General features: G+C 62.9%; 16 protein-coding genes and 1 tRNA gene. 5 read left to right on the top strand and 12 right to left on the bottom strand.

The window, feature by feature from the left end; translation table 11 throughout:
- The 3 genes from DM807_RS13220 to DM807_RS13210 all read left to right on the top strand — a co-directional run.
- The coding region (locus DM807_RS13220; protein WP_179027194.1) for a dihydrodipicolinate synthase family protein at positions 1-915 on the top strand (915 nt) is incomplete at its 5' end.
- Between the two features lie 94 nt (positions 916-1,009).
- On the top strand, positions 1,010-2,587 hold the full coding sequence (locus DM807_RS13215) for an aldehyde dehydrogenase (NADP(+)) (RefSeq protein ID WP_179027448.1): 1,578 nt from the start codon (positions 1,010-1,012) through the stop codon (positions 2,585-2,587).
- Positions 2,588-2,589: 2 nt separating this feature from the next.
- The gene (locus DM807_RS13210) at positions 2,590-3,837 is read left to right on the top strand and encodes an NAD(P)/FAD-dependent oxidoreductase (RefSeq protein WP_179027447.1); all 1,248 of its coding nucleotides are present in this window, start codon (positions 2,590-2,592) and stop codon (positions 3,835-3,837) included.
- Between the two features lie 33 nt (positions 3,838-3,870).
- On the opposite strand, the gene xenA is transcribed toward DM807_RS13210, so the two are convergent.
- On the bottom strand, positions 3,871-4,962 hold the full coding sequence (gene xenA / locus DM807_RS13205) for a xenobiotic reductase XenA (protein ID WP_060492661.1): 1,092 nt from the start codon (positions 4,960-4,962) through the stop codon (positions 3,871-3,873).
- Positions 4,963-5,011: 49 nt separating this feature from the next.
- Here xenA and DM807_RS13200 point away from each other — a divergent pair, with 49 nt between their 5' ends.
- Positions 5,012-5,347 carry an ArsR/SmtB family transcription factor gene (locus tag DM807_RS13200; protein WP_012273710.1) on the top strand — a complete coding sequence of 112 codons (336 nt, stop codon included), beginning with the start codon at positions 5,012-5,014 and terminating at the stop codon, positions 5,345-5,347.
- Positions 5,348-5,351: 4 nt separating this feature from the next.
- Here the strand turns inward: DM807_RS13200 and DM807_RS13195 are convergent, their stop codons facing one another.
- The 4 genes from DM807_RS13195 to DM807_RS13180 form a co-directional block, all read right to left on the bottom strand.
- The gene (locus DM807_RS13195; RefSeq protein ID WP_012273711.1) at positions 5,352-5,975 is read right to left on the bottom strand and encodes a helix-turn-helix transcriptional regulator; all 624 of its coding nucleotides are present in this window, start codon (positions 5,973-5,975) and stop codon (positions 5,352-5,354) included.
- The gene (locus DM807_RS13190; protein ID WP_012273712.1) at positions 5,975-6,619 is read right to left on the bottom strand and encodes a hypothetical protein; all 645 of its coding nucleotides are present in this window, start codon (positions 6,617-6,619) and stop codon (positions 5,975-5,977) included. Before DM807_RS13190 ends, DM807_RS13195 begins: the two co-directional genes overlap by 1 nt.
- Before the next feature lie 174 nt (positions 6,620-6,793).
- On the bottom strand, positions 6,794-8,431 hold the full coding sequence (mqo, locus tag DM807_RS13185) for a malate dehydrogenase (quinone) (RefSeq protein ID WP_012273713.1): 1,638 nt from the start codon (positions 8,429-8,431) through the stop codon (positions 6,794-6,796).
- Between the two features lie 327 nt (positions 8,432-8,758).
- The gene (locus DM807_RS13180; protein WP_003254720.1) at positions 8,759-8,950 is read right to left on the bottom strand and encodes a YhfL family protein; all 192 of its coding nucleotides are present in this window, start codon (positions 8,948-8,950) and stop codon (positions 8,759-8,761) included.
- Positions 8,951-9,138: 188 nt separating this feature from the next.
- On the opposite strand from DM807_RS13180, the gene DM807_RS13175 reads away from it, so the two are divergent.
- A complete protein-coding gene (locus DM807_RS13175) occupies positions 9,139-9,756 on the top strand; it encodes a LysE family transporter (RefSeq protein WP_060492660.1) in 618 nt (205 codons plus the stop codon).
- Positions 9,757-9,858: 102 nt separating this feature from the next.
- Here the strand turns inward: DM807_RS13175 and DM807_RS13170 are convergent, their stop codons facing one another.
- The 7 genes from DM807_RS13170 to bamC form a co-directional block, all read right to left on the bottom strand.
- Positions 9,859-11,067, bottom strand: a complete 1,209-nt coding sequence (locus DM807_RS13170) for a hypothetical protein (protein WP_179027446.1) — start codon at positions 11,065-11,067, stop codon at positions 9,859-9,861.
- A 10-nt stretch (positions 11,068-11,077) separates the two neighbouring features.
- Complete coding sequence (locus DM807_RS13165) at positions 11,078-12,961, bottom strand: hypothetical protein (protein ID WP_060492658.1); 1,884 nt, start codon at positions 12,959-12,961, stop codon at positions 11,078-11,080.
- 8 nt (positions 12,962-12,969) lie between these two features.
- The gene (locus DM807_RS13160) at positions 12,970-13,830 is read right to left on the bottom strand and encodes an SH3 domain-containing protein (protein WP_012273717.1); all 861 of its coding nucleotides are present in this window, start codon (positions 13,828-13,830) and stop codon (positions 12,970-12,972) included.
- 468 nt (positions 13,831-14,298) lie between these two features.
- Positions 14,299-14,388: transfer RNA gene (locus tag DM807_RS13155), tRNA-Ser, on the bottom strand.
- Between the two features lie 91 nt (positions 14,389-14,479).
- Complete coding sequence (gene purC / locus DM807_RS13150) at positions 14,480-15,190, bottom strand: phosphoribosylaminoimidazolesuccinocarboxamide synthase (protein WP_012273747.1); 711 nt, start codon at positions 15,188-15,190, stop codon at positions 14,480-14,482.
- 30 nt (positions 15,191-15,220) lie between these two features.
- Positions 15,221-15,979, bottom strand: coding sequence for an MBL fold metallo-hydrolase (locus tag DM807_RS13145; protein WP_012273748.1), 759 nt, complete (start codon positions 15,977-15,979; stop codon positions 15,221-15,223).
- Complete coding sequence (gene bamC / locus DM807_RS13140) at positions 15,980-17,101, bottom strand: outer membrane protein assembly factor BamC (RefSeq protein WP_012273749.1); 1,122 nt, start codon at positions 17,099-17,101, stop codon at positions 15,980-15,982. It abuts the gene before it with no gap.
- Positions 17,102-17,113 lie beyond the last annotated feature (12 nt).

Here is a 17,113-nt window from a genome sequence, read left to right as displayed (position 1 = left end):
GCCCTGATGACCCCGTGCACCGCCGAGCGCAAGCCGGACTTCGACGCCCTGGTGCGCAAAGGCCGCGAACTCATCGAAGCCGGCATGAGCGCCGTGGTGTACTGCGGTTCGATGGGTGACTGGCCACTGTTGACCGAGGCCGAGCGCCAGGAAGGCGTGGCGCGCCTGGTGGCCGCCGGCATCCCGACCATTGTCGGCACCGGCGCGGTGAACACCCGTGAAGCGGTGTCTCATGCCGCCCACGCAGCCAGCGTCGGCGCCGCCGGCCTGATGGTCATCCCCCGCGTGCTCAGCCGCGGCGCTTCGTTGATCGCCCAGAAGCACCACTTCTCGGCCATTCTCGCCGCCGCACCAAAGCTGCCAGCGGTGATCTACAACAGCCCGTACTACGGCTTCGCCACCCGCGCCGACCTGTTCTTCGAGCTGCGCCGCGAGTTCCCCAACCTGATCGGTTTCAAGGAATTCGGCGGTGGCGCCGACCTGCGCTATGCCGCCGAACACATCACCTCCAAGGACGACGATGTGACCTTGATGGTCGGCGTGGATACCCAAGTGGTGCACGGCTTCGTCAACTGCAACGCCACCGGCGCCATCACCGGCATCGGCAACGCCCTGCCGCGTGAAGTGCTGCAGCTGGTGAGCCTGAGCAAGCAGGCGGCCAAGGGCGACGCCCGTGCCCGCCGCCTGGCGCGCGAGCTGGAGGCGGCACTGGCCGTGCTGTCGTCGTTCGATGAAGGTTGCGACCTGGTGCTGTACTACAAGCACCTGATGGTGCTGAACGGCGACACCGAGTACAGCCTGCACTTCAACCAGACCGACGTGCTGACCGATGCCCAGCGCAACTATGCCGAGCAGCAATACGCGCTGTTCCGTAGCTGGTACGCCAGCTGGTCGGCCGAGCAGAACCTGGCCTGATGCAGCCACTGCTTGCTCTGTGGGCGCGGGTACGCCCGCACCCACACTGCAAGCAGTCCCCCATGCACCTGCAATCGATTCCCAAGGAGGCTCCATGACCCTGACAGGCAACCTGCTGATCGGCCAGACGCCAGTAACCGGCAGCCGCCAAGCCATCCGCGCCATTGACCCGGCCACCGGCCAGGCGCTGGAACCGGCCTACCTGGGCGGCACCGGCGAACACGTGGCCCAGGCCTGCGCCCTGGCCTGGGCGGCGTTCGATGCCTACCGCGAAACCTCGCTCGAACAACGGGCACAGTTCCTCGAAACCATCGCCACGCAGATCGAGGCACTGGGCGATGCCCTGATCGACCGCGCCGTGGCCGAAACCGGCCTGCCCAAGGCACGCATACAGGGCGAACGTGGCCGCACCTGCACCCAGTTGCGCACCTTCGCCCGAGTGGTACGGGCTGGCGAATGGCTGGATGTGCGGGTCGACAACGCCCTGCCCGAACGCCAGCCACTGCCGCGCGCCGACCTGCGCCAGCGCCAGGTGGCCCTGGGGCCGGTAGCCGTGTTCGGCGCCAGCAACTTCCCGCTGGCATTCTCGGTGGCCGGTGGCGACACAGCCTCGGCTTTGGCTGCTGGCTGCCCTGTGGTCGTCAAGGCCCACAGCGCCCACCCAGGCACCAGCGAACTGGTCGGCCGGGCGGTGGCGCAAGCCGTGAAACAATGCGGCTTGCCAGCCGGTGTGTTTTCGCTGCTGTACGGCTCGGGTCGCGAAGTGGGCATTGCCCTGGTCAGCGACCCGCGTATCAAAGCCGTTGGCTTTACCGGCTCGCGCAGTGGCGGCGTGGCGCTGTGCCAGGCCGCCCAGGCGCGCCCGGAGCCAATCCCGGTGTATGCCGAAATGAGCTCGATCAACCCGGTGTTTCTGTTCGACGCCGCGCTGCAGGCCCGTGCCGAAGCACTGGCACAAGGTTTCGTCGCTTCGCTGACCCAAGGCGCCGGCCAGTTCTGCACCAACCCCGGCCTGGTAATCGCTCGCCAGGGGCCGGCGTTGCAGCGGTTTGTCGCGGCAGCCAGTGGGCATGTGCAGCAGGCTGCTGCGCAAACCATGCTCACGCCGGGCATATTTGACGCCTACCAAGCCGGCGTCGCTGCGCTTGCGGCCAACGCCAATGCCCAGGCCACCGCCTGCGGCCTGGCCAGCCACAGCCCCAATCAGTGCCAGGCACAGCTGTTCGTGACCCAGGCCGAGGCCTTCCTCGCCGACCCGGCGTTGCAGGCTGAAGTGTTCGGCGCAGCGTCGCTGATCGTGGCCTGCGACAGTGACGAGCAGGTCCGCCAGGTAGCCGAGCACCTTGAAGGTCAACTGACCGCCACCCTGCAGCTGGACGAGGCCGACATCGACAGCGCCCGCGCCCTGCTGCCGACCCTTGAGCGCAAGGCCGGGCGCATACTGGTCAATGGTTGGCCGACCGGCGTCGAGGTGTGCGATGCGATGGTGCATGGCGGGCCATTCCCGGCCACCTCCGATGCCCGTACCACCTCGGTGGGCACGGCAGCGATCCTGCGTTTCCTGCGCCCGGTGTGCTACCAGGACTTCCCCGATGCGCTGCTGCCGCACGCGTTGCAGCACGGCAACCCGCTGCGGCTGCGGCGCCTGCTTGATGGTAAACGGGAAGGCTGAGCATGGTCGAAACCGCTGAAACCGACATCGCCGTGGTGGGCGCCGGCATCGTCGGCGTCGCCTGCGCCCTGCAGCTGGCCCGTCAGGGCCGCCGGGTAACGCTGATCGACCGCCAGGCGCCAGGCCTTGGCGCGTCCTATGGCAATGCCGGGCACCTGGCCACTGAACAAGTGTTCCCGATTGCCGACCTGTCCATCCTCAAGCGCTTGCCCCGCATGCTGCTAGACCCGATGGGCCCGCTGCGCCTGGACTGGAAGTACTTGCCCAGGGCCATGCCGTGGTTCACCCGGCTGCTGCTCAACCTGCGAGCGGCGCCGTTCCAGCGCACCGTGGCGGGCATCCGCACCTTGAACGAAGGCAGCCTGGGCGCCTGGCAGCGGTTGCTGGGCTCGATCGGGCGCAGCGAACTGTTCCAGGAGGATGGCTCGTTGCTGGTGTTCGAACGGCCCGAGTCGCGCCAGGCGCTGGAGGCGTTGCGCGCACGCATGCGCCAGCAGGCGGTACCGGTGAGTTTCTGGTCGGCCGAGGCCGTGCGCGAAGCGGCGCCACAATTGAGCCCATCATTGCTGGGCGGGCTGTTCTTCCCCAAGACCGGGCACTTCATCGACCCGTACCGGGTAGTGTGCGAACTGTTCGAAGCGGCCAAGGCCAGTGGCGTGCGCTTTGTCCAGGCGCAGGTCGAGGGTGGGCAACTGCACAGTGGCGGGGTCAGCCTGGCCAGCGACAAGGGCACGCTCGATGCTCGCCAGGTGCTGATCAGCTGTGGTGCGCATTCTGCGAAACTGACCGCCGCGCTGACTGGCAAGCGGGTACCGCTGGACACAGAGCGCGGCTACCACCTGATGTTGCCGGGTGAGCACCAGCGCCTGCCGTTTGCAGTCACCTCGCTTGAACGCAAGTTCATCATGACGCCCATGGCCGAAGGCTTGCGCCTGGCTGGCACGGTGGAGTTCGCCGGGTTGGAGGCGCCGCCGAGCATGCAACGGGCGTGGCAATTGCACCGGCTGAGCAAGGGGTTGTTCCGACAAGACCTGAGCGTCGAAGGGGCGACACCGTGGATGGGCTTCAGGCCTTCGTTGCCAGATTCATTGCCAGTGATCGACCGGGTGTGTGATGGGCGGGTGCTGTTGGCGTTCGGGCATCAGCACCTGGGGTTGACCCAAGCAGCGGTGACGGCGGAATGGATGGGGCGGTTGGCTGAGCGGGCCCGTGGGCATGAGATGGCAGCCTACCGGTTGGATCGCTTCTAGATTCGAGGGCCGCTGTGCGGCCCCCGGCATCACTCAGCGATAACGCTCGAGCCAGTGCGCATACGGCGCCGGCAAGGTCCAGGAGGCTTTCTCCACCCCCAGCTCCTTGGCTGCAAAGTACGCCCAGTGCGGGTCGGCCAGGTGCGCACGCCCTACCGAAACCAAGTCCAGTTGGTTGGCCTGCAAAGCCGCTTCCGCCAACTGCGGTGTGCCAAAGCCCCACGCCGAAGTCACCGGCAGCTTCGCCTCACGGCGCACACGCTCGGCAATCGGCCCCATGAACGCCGGGCCCCACGGGATGTTGGTCTCGGGAATGGTGAAGCCGACACTCACGCTCAGCAGGTCAAGGCCGCCGGCCTTGAAGCGGCGCGCCAGTTCGATCGACTCTTCCAGGGTCTGCTCGTCGCGGCCATCGTATTCCAGCACACCGAAACGCGCGGTCAGCGGCAGGTTTTCCGGCCACACTTCACGCACTGCGGCCAGGGTTTCCAGCAGGAAGCGGCTACGGTTGTCGAAGCTGCCACCGTAGGCATCGGTACGCTTGTTGGAGTGCTCGGAGAAGAAGCTCTGGCCCAGGTAACCATGGGCAAAGTGCAGCTCGATCCACTCGAAGCCGGCATCGCGCGCACGGCGAGCGGCATCGACAAAGTCCTGCTTGACCCGGGCGATGTCGTCCAGGGTCATCTCGCGCGGCACTTTCGGCAGATGCGCGCCAAATGCGATGGCCGACGGGGCAATGGTTTCCCAGCCACGGGCATCGTCGGCGGCAATATGATCATCACCTTCCCATGGGCGGTTGGCGCTGGCCTTGCGCCCGGCGTGGGCGATCTGGATACCCGGCACGGAGCCTGCCGCCTTGATGGCCTGCACCACTGGCACGAAGGCCTGGGCGTGGGCATCGCTCCAGATACCGGCACAACCGGGGGTAATGCGCCCTTCCGGCGCCACCGCAGTGGCCTCGACCACCAACAGGCCGGCACCACCACGGGCCAGGCCGGCCAGGTGCACGTGGTGCCAGTCGTTGATCATGCCGTCTTCGGCCATGTATTGGCACATCGGCGGAATGGCAATGCGGTTACGCAGGGTGACGTCTTTGAGGGTGTAGGGTTCGAACAGTGCGGACATGGGAAACTCCGGGTTCATTTGAATACTGTTGTTCGATCATAATCGAACTATGGCAATTAATGAAACCCCCGTTATCATGTCGGGCATGCGAGCCTATAAACATCCCAACCCTGAAGACCTGATCCTCGAACGCCTGCTCTATGCGCTCAGCGACCCCGTGCGCCTGGAAATCGTCCGCCATCTGGCCGGCGTGGCAGAGGCCAGCTGTGGCGAACTGGACGGGGGGCGGCCGAAGTCGAGCATGTCCCACCACTTCCGCGTTTTGCGTGATGCTGGGTTGGTACAAACCCGCAATGTGGGCACTACCCATATGAATTCACTGCGCAGCGAAATGCTGGATGAGCGGTTCCCTGGGTTGCTGGCGTGCATACTGCGCCAGGTGTGACCTGTCAGCCTGCCGGTTCTGGATGGGCCAGCGCAAACCGGCACACCTGCCCTCCCCTGAGCATGCACTCCTCATGGCTGACATCGGCCCCACCCAGCGCCCCGATCAGCGCCAGATCAAGCTCGCACACCACCGGATGCGCCTTGGCCAAATGATGGAACACACAATTGTGCGCCACGATCTGCGGCGCCCCCCCCGAGCGGAAGAACACCTGCGCTTCATAGCCGGCATTGTTCATGTGCTCGACGATGCGTGCTTCATCCACCACCTTGTGTTCAAGGTCCGCCGCCAGCTTGCGCCCCAGTTGGCGCATCAGCGCCAGCAGTGCCTCCTGGCCTAGCAACCCTGCCACCTCACCAATCAGCAGATTCGCCAGTAGCGGGTACTGCCGGGGAAACTGCTCGCGGGCAAGATCAGTCAGCTCATGCAACTGCTCCGGGCGCCGCCCGGTAGGCCGGGTGGCGCCGCGCTTGACCAGGCCATCACGCTCCAGCGCGGCCAGGTGCTGGCGTACCGCCGTGCGGGTAATGGCCAGGGCTTGCGCCAGGTCGTCGATACTCATGCCGGCTGGCTGGTGCAGCAACGCGTGGAGCAGGTCCTGTTGGGTACGGCCCAGTCCCTCGAGCATCAGAACTTGTCCGGGAACTGTTTGACCAGCGCCGCAGCGATGGCATCGGACAGGGTCAGAATATGCTCGCGCATCATCCCCCAGGTGCGCGCTTCGCCCGTATAGTCACCGGCCGCCAACTGATCGATCTGCGTCACATGGTGGCCACCGTGGGCGCTGAGCAATGTAAGCAGGGTCGCCTCGGGCAGGTTTGGGTTGGCCTTGGCCAGGAACGCCGCGATGGCCTTGGCATTGCTGGTCAGCTCGTCGACGCCAGCTTGCTGGCCCTTCTTGTCCTTGGCCACGGTGGCATCGCTGTAGTGCTTGATCGCGCCCCAGTGGCCGGCCAACAGTTTCAGCAACTGGTCGGCAGCGGGCTGGCCGTATAACGGCGCGATGCTGTTGGCGATTCGGGTCGCGTCGCTGACCACCTCATTGGCGGCGACTTCAGCCTGCTTGGCGTTGCCGGCCTGGTTGGCCACGGCGTAGTTGCGAACCCAGAAGATGTGCTCGACCCACAGGTCGCGCAGGGCCATGCGCGTGGTCATTGCAGCGGATTCGGCGGGTTTGGTGGCGGGGGGTGTGCTGGAGTAGGCGTAGCTCTGGCTCCATGCCGGCTGGGCGCACAGGGCCAGCAGCAGTAAGGCGGCAATCTTGGTATTCATGACGGCACCCTCCTGGAGGGGATCGACTGACAAGATTAATTTAAGCATCAAAATATGTTTTTATTGGTCGGCGAACAGGTTTCCGATCAGTGGTTTCCTGCGGACAGGCCCAAACAGACAACAAAAAAGCCACGAGGTCACCCCCGTGGCTTTGGATCACGACAAGGCTGCTGATTACAGCGCCATGTCGTTCTCAGGCTTGCTCTCGACCGGCTGGCCAGCAGCGCCACCGAAGTCGACGCTGGCGTCGATCACCGGCGGTTTCTCCAGCTGCAGCACTTCAGCGGTGTAGTTCCACTCTTTCTGAGTGGCCGCTGCCGAGTCGTTCAGCTTGGTGCCGTAGCTGGGCACGATTTCCTTGATCTTGGCCTGCCACTCTGGGGTAGCGACCTTCTCCTTGAACACGGTTTCCAGCACGTTCAGCATGATCGGCGCAGCAGTCGAAGCACCTGGCGATGCACCCAGCAGGCCCGCGATGGTGCGGTCTTCGGAGGCTACCACTTCAGTGCCCAGCTTCAGTACGCCGCCCTTCTCGGCATCACGCTTGATGATTTGTACACGCTGGCCGGCCTGCCACAGGCGCCAGTCTTCCTTCTTGGCGTTCGGGAAGTAGGTGCGCAGCGCTTCGAAGCGGTCATCGTCAGACAGCATCAGCTGGCCAGCGAGGTACTCGACCAGTGGGTACTGCTCGATACCGACTTTGGTCATCGGCCACACGTTGTGGGTAGTGGTGCTGCTGAGCAGGTCCAGGTACGAGCCGTTCTTCAGGAACTTGGTCGAGAAAGTGGCGAACGGGCCAAACAGGATCACGCGCTTGCCGTCCAGCACGCGGGTGTCCAGGTGCGGTACCGACATGGGTGGCGCACCGGTCGAGGCGATGCCGTAGGCCTTGGCCATGTGCTGCATGGCCACGGTCGGGTTCTCGGTCACCAGGAACGAACCACCCACCGGGAAGCCTGCGTATTCCTTGGCTTCCGGAATGCCCGACTTCTGCAACAGCTTCAGTGCGCCACCGCCAGCACCGATGAACAGGAACTTGGCGTCGGTGGCCGACTCGGTACCGTCCTTCAGGTTCTTGTACTCGACGTGCCAGGAGCCGTCCTTGTTGCGGGTGATGTCCTGCACTTCGCTGGACAGCTTCAGGTCGAAGCCTTTCTGGGTCTGCAGATGGCCAACGAACTGGCGGGTGATCTCGCCGAAGTTGACGTCAGTGCCGATTGGCGTCCAGGTCACGGCCAGCTTCTGGTTCGGGTCGCGGCCTTCCATCATCAGCGGGACCCACTTGGCGATCTGCGCGTGGTCCTCGGAGTACTGCATCGGGCGGAACAGCGGGCTGGCCTGCAGTGCGTCGTAGCGCTTCTTGAGGAACTTGATGTTGTCATCGCCCCAGACGAAGCTCATGTGCGGGGTGGTGTTGATGAACGAGTGCGGGTTCTTCAGCACGCCCTGGCGGACCTGCCACGACCAGAACTGGCGGGAGATCTGGAAGGCTTCGTTGATTTCGATGGCCTTGGTGATGTTGACGTTGCCGTCTTTGTCTTCCGGGGTGTAGTTCAGCTCGGCCAGCGCGGAGTGGCCGGTACCGGCGTTGTTCCAGCCGTTGGAGCTTTCTTCGGCCACGCCGTCCAGGCGCTCGACCATTTCCATCGACCAGCTTGGCTCCAGCTCGTGCAGCCACACGGCCAGGGTGGAGCTCATGATGCCGCCGCCGACCAGCAGCACGTCTACTTTCTTGGTTTCTACGGCGTGCGCTTGCATGACGCTTGCAGCGACAGCCAGACCCAGCAAGGTCTTGCCAGCTTTCTTGAACATTGATCAATTCCAGTCAGGAGAACAGAGTGAGGGCCTGTGGCTGGCCCCGGTAAAGCGTGTTCTTCAGCGCAGGCTTGTTGTTGATCATTGTTCAGCAGCCAGAGAACCAAAAAACGACCCGGGCTTTTGTCGAATTGACCGACAAGGCTGAATCGTTTTTCCGATTGTATCTGAAATGCCAGCACAAACAAATTGCAGGTCCTTGCGTCAAGGCGACGGGTTGCCCCAGCGGCAGAATGCCACGCCAAAAACAAAAACCCCCGGCCATTTGCATGACCGGGGGCCTTGGATCACGCCGCAAGCGTCGCGATCAGGGTACCGCCAAGATTACTGCTGCTGAGGCAGTTTATCGATTGGGCCGCAGCCACCGATGATCTTGGAGATGGAAACCGAAGGGTGGAACAGGTAGTCGTAGGTGCAGTTTTTTGGTTGGTTGTAAACCTGGCCAGTGCAACCCGACAGCAGGGCAACACCCGAAACGACAGCAACGGCTACGGTGGCCTTGAACAGCTTTTTCATTACTCAGTCCTTTAAATGAATCATCTTCGGCCATCGTCTGATGGCGCCGGGATGATACAGAACCTGAGCATTGGATCCAAGTCGCGGGTGGCATTGATGCTTTGCGAAGACGCAACAACCGGTTGTAAAGCACGCCGTTGGCGACGATAGTCATACTCTGCCTTTGCACTGCCCTACAGGAGTTCACCATGCTTGGCGTTACCGACTACGGCGCATTCGTCATCGCCTTCATCATTCTGTTGGCCATTCCCGGCCCGGGCAATTTCGCGCTGATCACCGCCACTGGCAAAGGCGGTATCAAAGCAGGCCTGGCTGCGACCTGTGGGGTGATCGTCGGTGACCAGGTGCTATTGTGGCTGGCAGTAGCCGGCGTCGCCACGTTGCTGGCCACCTACCCGGCAGCCTTCCATGTGGTGCAGTGGGCGGGCGCTGCGTACCTGGCCTATCTCGGCCTGCGCATGCTGCTGAGCAAACCAGGTGACGCGCCACGCACCAGCCGCATGGACAACGGCCAGTACTTGCGCCAGACCATGCTGATCACCCTGCTCAACCCCAAGGCGATCATGTTCTACATGGCATTCTTCCCACTGTTCATCGACCCATTGAAACACCAGGGGCTGGTGACTTTCGGCTTCATGGCGGCGACGGTGGCGGTGATCACGTTCCTGTACGGGTTGATTGCCGTGGTACTGACTCACCGACTGGCCGAACGCATGCGCGCCAACCCAAGGATCAGCAACCTGTTCGAGCGGCTGGCGGGCATTTGTCTGGTGGGGTTTGGCATTAAATTGGCCGCCATGCGCTGAGGCCCCTCGGGCGCGCCCCATGCGGCCCCAAAATTCCAAAGCAAAAAAAAGCCCCCGGCAACTCACAGTTCCCGGGGGCTTGTTCAATCAGCGACTACCCAATCAATTGGTTTCCAGCTGATATGCCTTGCTCACGAACAACGCCGCAAACAGGCTCTTGCCTTCCTTGAACGTGTACTGCTCTTCGAACTTGCCTTCCTCGACCAGCTTCTGCCCAATGGCACATTCCGAATCGCTGTGGTTCTTGCCCTTGGCGCCGAAATCACTGCTCCACGACGACAAGCCAACTTCTTCGCAGAAAGCCGCGAACTTCGCCTTCGGTACACTCTGCTGGAAGTCGCTGTAAGCCTCTTTCAGCGGTTTGAAGCCGCTGTAGCTCACGCTGTAGTTCTCCACCTTCGCCTTGCGCGCAAAGCCACTTACCGCTTCGGCCAAAACGGCCTGGCCGGTGTACGGGCTGTATGCCCCGATCAACATGGCGCTCAAGGCACTCTTGAGCTGGGTTTCGACATCGTCCAGCTCCGGCAGCGACTGGAAGTCGGCCTTGCGTACGATCTCACCCACCTTGGAGCCATCGTTACGGTGGGTTACCACAAACGCCATCGAACCTTCACCATCACTGGAGCGCGTGAGGGTGAAATCCAAGTCGACCGTGGTGCCAAAATCACCCGTGCTGCTGACCAGGAACGCGCCAGTAACCGGCTGGCGTACCGCCATGTTGGCACCCCAATCGAAGCTCGACTCAGTGGCCCGACCATTGGCGGCCAGCTCGGCGCGCGGCTGGATCTCGTCGCTGACATCAGCCACCAGCACCACTTCGGCGCCCTTGCTGGCAACGAAGGGGTTGGCCATCTGCATGCCCAGCAATTGGATGTGAAGGGTGCCGTCCTTGCTCTCGCCGTCATGGGCCAGTTTCAGCGTATCGGCTTTGAGGTATATGCCGGCGACATTGCGGCTGACATTGAGCTGGTACTTGGCCCAACCTGCCAAGCCCTCCTCCGGCGAACCACCGCGAGCCGATTCCATCAAGCTGGTCAGGCCGCGCATGAACTGCTGGGCGCCATTGGTCTGGGCCGCAGCGACGCGGATTTCGGGGTCGGCGACTGTCAGGTTGCCAGAGAACGCCGAATAGGAAATGTCGCCCTCAGACAGTACATCTTCAAGGAAATAGCGCTCCTTGAAATCCTCGTAGTAGGCCAGCGCAGCCTTCTTGCCCGAGCTGGAGACCATCGCATAGCCACCACCGAGCACCAGCACCGCCGCGGCTACACCGCCAATCAGCAGCTGCTTCTTGTTCATCTGTTTGATCATGGTGTTTGCCTCACTGGACCATGGCGGAAGCGTTGTTCCAGTCGTTCACGTACTTTTGGGAGACCTCGGGGGTCCAGCTGAAATCGATACCGGCGTTGGGGAATTCCTTGGCCAGCACGGCGCCGAACGACACACGGTCGGCACAGTGGTCCTGCTGGCAGGCCTCGGGCTCACCTGCGCTGTAGGCACGGTAGGTGGGCACGGCGCGGCCATCGTCCAGCGGGTAGTACGGCGTGGCGTTGGCGACCTGGGTCACGTACCAGCCTTCGCTATACTCCTCGTCCGCCACCAAGCGGCCCTTGCTCGGGAAGTCGAGGGTGTAGAAATCGCCCTTCTTACCGGTAACGTGCACCATCATTGGCGCAACGCGGGCCGAGGTCGCAGGGTCTTGCTGCGCCAGCGGCGAAGCGAAACGCACCTTGATGCCAGCCATTTGCGCCAGCGCCTCGGTTTCGCGCCCCTTGAAGTCGCTCATGCCGTCTTGCAGCTGCTGGTAGCGTTCCAGCACTCGGGTGTGCACGCGGGCCAGCTCCTGTTGACGCTGACGCTCTTCACGCACACGCTGCTGCTCTCGTTGAACCGCCCAGTTGGCACCCTCGCGCACATCGAAGAACAGGCCTTGGCGGGTGATGCCGATGCGGTTGCGAGTGATCTTCTGTGCGTCGTTGCCCCACATGCTGTTCGTAATTGCCGAAATATCTTTGACGATGAACAGGTTGGCCACATCGGTGGTGGTCGGCGAGGTGGCCTTGATCAGGTCGAAGATTTCCAGCGCGGCTTCCTTGTACTTGGCCGCGTCCAGGGCGAACGACTCGTCAGGCGTTACGGCAACGTAGTACGGATCGCTGCTGAACGGGCGGAGCACGCCGTAGCTGGAACGGGTGAAGGTCAGGTACACCTTCATCTGCCGGCTGGGGATCTCGCCCACCAGGAACGCGGCCTGGTCAGCATCCGCCGTGAGGTAGGAAACAGCCTTGTCCTTCACTGCAGATTCGAGGTTCTTGTTGAAGATCAGCCCGCTGGGGTGAGCGTATACGCGGGTCCAGTTGTCGCCACGGTAGGTGCCAACGGCCTTCCAACTGATTTTTTCGAAGCTGCCTTCACCAAAGCCGGAGGCCGGGCACGGCATCACCGGGGTAGTGCCGAACGACAGGGTGTCGCCGTCGCTGATGATCGAGGTGCTAAGCACCCATTTGCAGCCTGTGCCATCCGTTACCTGCATCAGGTTGCGGTTTTGCAGGACCACGGCGCGGCCGAAGTCCGAGGTTGGGGCAGCGGCTACCGCAGCAGCAGGTGCTGGAACAGGCGGTGCGACTGGGGCTGCTACCGGGGTTTCGGCAACGGGGGCTGGCGCGGGTTCTGCAGCAACCACCGGGGCCGGGGCCACCTCTGCTTTTGCAGGCGCTGGTTCAACTACAGCAGGCGCCGGCGCAGCGGCAACGGCTACCGGGGCTTCTGCTGGCGCAGGTACAGCGGGTGCAGCCGGGGCCGGGGCAGCAACGGCCGGAGCAGGTGCTGGTGCTGGTGCTGGTGCAGCTGGTGCCGCGGCAGGCGCGACGGCCAGGGTCACCAGGCCCAGGTTGGTGGCATTGCCCGAACCGCTGGCGTAAAGGTTGCCCTTGGCGTCAACCGCCTTCCAGCTCACCTTGGCGGTCGCGCAGTCCTTGGCGAACACGAACGGCAGCTTGGTCAGCAGCCCCGACAGCAGCTCCTGCTTGTCCCAGGCCGGGCGGGTGATGGTCAGCTCGACCTCGGGTTTGCACCAGGTGGCGGCGTCCCCAGGTACTTCGACCTTGATGTTTTCTTTCTTCGAGAAGGCCAGCTCGTGGGCGAACGCCTGCGGTACCAGACCACAAGCGCCGACCACAGCCAGCGCGAGCGCGTGCTTTTTCATGGAGTTCCTCAGATCAGTTCCCAGGTGCCGTTGGCTTGTTTGCAGAAGGTGTTCTGCTCTTGCTCGGTCTGGCCGCTTTGCGATTTCAGGCTGACCGTGACCGGGCGGCAGGCGGCTTCGGCGGCGACCGTTTCGGTCGGCAGCGACTGCACCGAATCCAGGTCGAAGCCTTGGGTTTCCTTGCTGGCGGCAACGTCCAGCTCGTCCAGGTTCACCGCTGGCGTCACACGCTTGGCCACGGCCTGCGCCTTGGGCTCGACGTAGTTCTTGTGCACGTAACCCACGGTCACGCCCTTGCGCCCGACCAGGATCCAGTCACCGGTGGAGCCGACGGCGGTGAACTCGGTGTGGTTTTTCAGGCTGCCAACTTTCTCGCCACTCTGGTTGGGTGCGGCACGCACGTTCAGGTTGTCGCTGACGGTCACGTAGGGCTCGTTGATCAACTTCATCGACGGCACCGCCTGGATCTTCGGCGCGCGCTTGACCTCGACCTTCTTGGTCTGGGTGTATTCCTTGCCCGGCACGATCTGCGCGGTAGCACCCGAGTGGTCGGACTTCCAGGTAACTGGCTGGGCGCTGGCGGTAGCCTGCTGCTGGCTCAACACTTCCTGGGTGCGCAGCGCCAGGGCCTGCTGGTCCTTCTCGTCCAGCATGTGACCGATGCGGTTGCCCACGTAGGCACCAATGCCACCGGCGATCAGGGCTGCGGCGATCTTGCCGTTGCCACTGCCCATGGTCGAGCCGATGGCCACACCGGCCAGGCCGCCAATCACGGTGCCCGCTTGCTCTTTGCTGATCCCGAGCTGTGCACAGGCCGTGGTAGAGGCGATGGCGACCGCCAGAAGGGACGCGACGAATTTCTTACGCAAGTGGAGCACTCCATTTTCGGTGGGGCGCACAGCCGCGTACCGCAGCCAGGATCTGGCGGCAGCATTCGACGTTGTGCGGTTTTATGAGTGAGCTGGCAGCACTGGACGCGGACGGCAATTTAGCCGTCGAACGAAGGGCGTAGAGGAAGACCAGTACGGCGCGAAGCATCCAACGAATCCATGTCAGGAAGAGGTCATCGCCCAGCGCGCGTAATCATTACGGCGTTTGGCCTGGGCGTGAGTGGCGTATTAGAGGCCCGCATTGTAGCGCAAGGTGCCGTTGACAGTTCAAGACAAAATGTTGCGAGAAACCGCTCTGTCTCGGCTTAGTCGACATAGTTGCAGGAGCGGTTCTGTTTCGCGAAAGGACCAAGGCACTGCTGAATGATGCTGAATTTGGAATGATGCAAAACAAGGCACAACGAAAAAGCCCCTGAAAGCTTTCGCTTTCAGGGGCTTCATCTTGTATGGCGGAGAGATAGGGATTTGAACCCTAGGTACTGTTGCCAGTACAACGGATTTCGAATCCGTCCCGTTCGACCACTCCGGCATCTCTCCAATGCCGCGCATCATACCAGCGTTCTTTTAAAACGCAAACCTTTTTTTAAAAAAAATCGCGTGGTATCAGGCGCTTGCGTGAACGCGCCGCTTACAGCGGCACGCCCAGGCGCTTGGCAACTTCTTCGTAGGCTTCGATCACATCGCCCAGGCCCTGACGGAAGCGGTCTTTGTCCATCTTCTTGCGGGTTTCCTTGTCCCACAGGCGGCAGCCGTCCGGGCTGAACTCGTCGCCCAGCACGATTTGGCCGTGGAATACGCCGAACTCCAGCTTGAAGTCGACCAGCAGCAGGCCGGCGTCATCGAAGAGCTTGCTCAGCACTTCGTTGACCTTCAGCGACAGCTTTTTCATTTCGACCAACTGCTCGGCGGTGCCCCAGCCGAACGCAACAACGTGGGATTCGTTGATGAAGGGGTCGCCCTTCTCGTCGTTCTTCAGGAACAGTTCGAAGGTGGACGGCTCCAGCTTGATGCCCTCCTCCACGCCCAGACGCTTGACCAGGCTGCCGGCGGCGTAGTTGCGCACCACGCACTCGACCGGGATCATGTCCAGTTTCTTCACCAGGCACTCGTTGTCGCCCAGCAGCTTGTCGAACTGGGTCGGCACGCCGGCTTCTTCCAGTTTCTGCATGATGAAGGCGTTGAACTTGTTGTTCACCATGCCTTTGCGGTCGAGTTGTTCGATACGCTTGCCGTCGAACGCCGAAGTGTCGTTACGGAACAGCAGGATCAAGCGGTCGGCGTCGTCGGTCTTGAAAACCGATTTGGCCTTGCCGCGGTAGAGTTCGTCGCGTTTTTCCATGATTGGGCTCCGCTTGCTTGAGGTGTTGGGCTAGGCGATTTCGCGCCAGTCGAGCCCGTGTTCCTGATTCGCCACCTGGAGCCAGTCCGGGTCGCACCCGAGGGTATCGACGAAGCACTGGCGGGCCAAGTGTGGCAGGTTGTTCTTGCTGCTGAGGTGGGCCAGCACCAAATGTTGCAGGTTGCTCCAGCCCAACTCGTGCACCAGGCGCGCGGCCTGGTGGTTGTTCAAATGCCCTTGCATGCCCCCTACCCGCTGCTTCAAAAAGGCCGGGTAGTGACCGCGTGCCAGCAGGTCGCGGCAGTGGTTGGCCTCGATCAGCAGTGCATCCAGGCCCTGGTAGCGCTCCAGCAGCAACGCGTCGTACGACCCCAGGTCGGTAAGCATGCCGAAGCGTCGCTGGCCGTCACTGACCACGTACTGCAATGGCTCGTAGGCGTCGTGCTCGACCCGCGCCGCAGTCACTTCCAGGCTGCCGATGCGCAGGCTTTCGCCACAAGCGAGAAAACCGGCCACCTCCACCGGCTTGCGCATGCCGCGCAAGGTCCCTTGGCTGAGGTAGACCGGTACATTGTAGCGCCGTGACAGCAAGCCGACCCCATGTACATGATCAGCATGTTCGTGGGTGACCAATACTGCACTGAGCTGGGCCGCCGACACACCGAGCAGCGCCAGGCGCCGCTCGGTTTCGCGCAGGGAAAAGCCGCAATCGACCAGGATGAACGTGTCACCACTGGCGATCAGCGTGCCGTTCCCTTGGCTACCGCTTCCGAGTACCGCGAAGCGCACTTAGCCCAGGTGGTCCTGAATGGCGCTCAGCACGCGGCGGGCGACATCGGCCGGAGCCACGGTGTTGATGTTTTTCTCGACCGTGACCTGCACGCTCTCACCCACCTTGCTCAGGCGAACCTGGTAGCGCTCGGCACGGGCTTCACGCTCTTCCTTGGTCGGCTCGCTGCCGAACATGCGGCTAAAGAAGCCAGGCTGGTTCTGCTTGTCGTCAGGCTTTTCGGACAGGTTGATGTAGTACAGGCCCAGGCTGCGGTTGATGTCTTCGACACGCCACTCGCCACCCTGTTCCAGGGCACGGCCCACGCCAGACCAGGCGCGGTCCAGGTCGGAACCCAGGTACAGCACCGGGTTGCCGCTGCCGTCTTCGCTCAGGCTGACGCGGCTTGGCGCGTCGAAATCGCGCGCGGCCAGCAGCGACACCGAACCGCCTTTCTCGGCGCTGCGGTTCATGCTGGCAAGCATTTCGTCGACCAGCAAGGCATCGGCACCGGTGTTGCTGGACGAGGACGGGAACGCAGGGTCGGCCGTGCTGCCAGCCGGGCGCTCGACGCTGACCACGTACACTTCGGAGGTGTTGCGCTGCACGCCAGGCTCCATGCGCACACGTACGCGCACTTCGCTGTCACCGCTGCTGGCAGTGCTGGCCAGACGCTGGCCAAGCGATGCCGACAGTTCATCGAAACGCTGCCAGGTAGTGTTGAACTCACCCGTCTGTGGGCGTTCTTCGGCAATGCGGAAGCCGTTGTCCTCGAAGAACTGGCGCGCTACCGGCCACACTTCGGCTGGCGAATGCTGGGCCAGTACCCAACGGCTGCTGCCACTGCGTTGCAGGCTGTAGTCGGTGACCTGGGCGGCACCGCCGGTCAGCGGTTGCGGGCGCGGCACTTCGAACTCGCCAGCAACATTATCGTCGGCAACGTTACGCGGAATCGGCAGCAGCGGGTCAAGACGCTTGACGTTGCTGGCGTCCGGCGGCAGCTGCATGGGCGCGGTCGGGTGCGCCTGCAGGTAGTCGCTGCCACGGTCGCGGAAATAGCCATCCTCGCCCCACAGCCAACCACACCCACTGGTGCTGGAAATGATCAGGGCAAGGGCGGAAAGACCAGCCAGTCGCTTCATGCGGTGTACTTC

Origin of the sequence: Pseudomonas hunanensis, from assembly GCF_013393325.1 — a bacterium.
Taxonomy (GTDB): domain Bacteria; phylum Pseudomonadota; class Gammaproteobacteria; order Pseudomonadales; family Pseudomonadaceae; genus Aquipseudomonas; species Aquipseudomonas putida_P.
This window is presented reverse-complemented; position numbering and strand designations above follow the sequence as displayed.

Bases quoted from the DNA above. Each gene is read 5' to 3' on its own strand.
- DM807_RS13215 (WP_179027448.1), top strand. From the start codon at position 1,010: ATGACCCTGACAGGCAACCTGCTGATCGGCCAGACGCCAGTAACCGGC.
- DM807_RS13210 (WP_179027447.1), top strand. From the start codon at position 2,590: ATGGTCGAAACCGCTGAAACCGACATCGCCGTGGTGGGCGCCGGCATC.
- xenA (WP_060492661.1), bottom strand. From the start codon at position 4,962: ATGTCCGCACTGTTCGAACCCTACACCCTCAAAGACGTCACCCTGCGT.
- DM807_RS13200 (WP_012273710.1), top strand. From the start codon at position 5,012: ATGGCAATTAATGAAACCCCCGTTATCATGTCGGGCATGCGAGCCTAT.
- DM807_RS13195 (WP_012273711.1), bottom strand. From the start codon at position 5,975: ATGCTCGAGGGACTGGGCCGTACCCAACAGGACCTGCTCCACGCGTTG.
- DM807_RS13190 (WP_012273712.1), bottom strand. From the start codon at position 6,619: ATGAATACCAAGATTGCCGCCTTACTGCTGCTGGCCCTGTGCGCCCAG.
- mqo (WP_012273713.1), bottom strand. From the start codon at position 8,431: ATGTTCAAGAAAGCTGGCAAGACCTTGCTGGGTCTGGCTGTCGCTGCA.
- DM807_RS13180 (WP_003254720.1), bottom strand. From the start codon at position 8,950: ATGAAAAAGCTGTTCAAGGCCACCGTAGCCGTTGCTGTCGTTTCGGGT.
- DM807_RS13175 (WP_060492660.1), top strand. From the start codon at position 9,139: ATGCTTGGCGTTACCGACTACGGCGCATTCGTCATCGCCTTCATCATT.
- DM807_RS13170 (WP_179027446.1), bottom strand. From the start codon at position 11,067: ATGATCAAACAGATGAACAAGAAGCAGCTGCTGATTGGCGGTGTAGCC.
- DM807_RS13165 (WP_060492658.1), bottom strand. From the start codon at position 12,961: ATGAAAAAGCACGCGCTCGCGCTGGCTGTGGTCGGCGCTTGTGGTCTG.
- purC (WP_012273747.1), bottom strand. From the start codon at position 15,190: ATGGAAAAACGCGACGAACTCTACCGCGGCAAGGCCAAATCGGTTTTC.
- bamC (WP_012273749.1), bottom strand. From the start codon at position 17,101: ATGAAGCGACTGGCTGGTCTTTCCGCCCTTGCCCTGATCATTTCCAGC.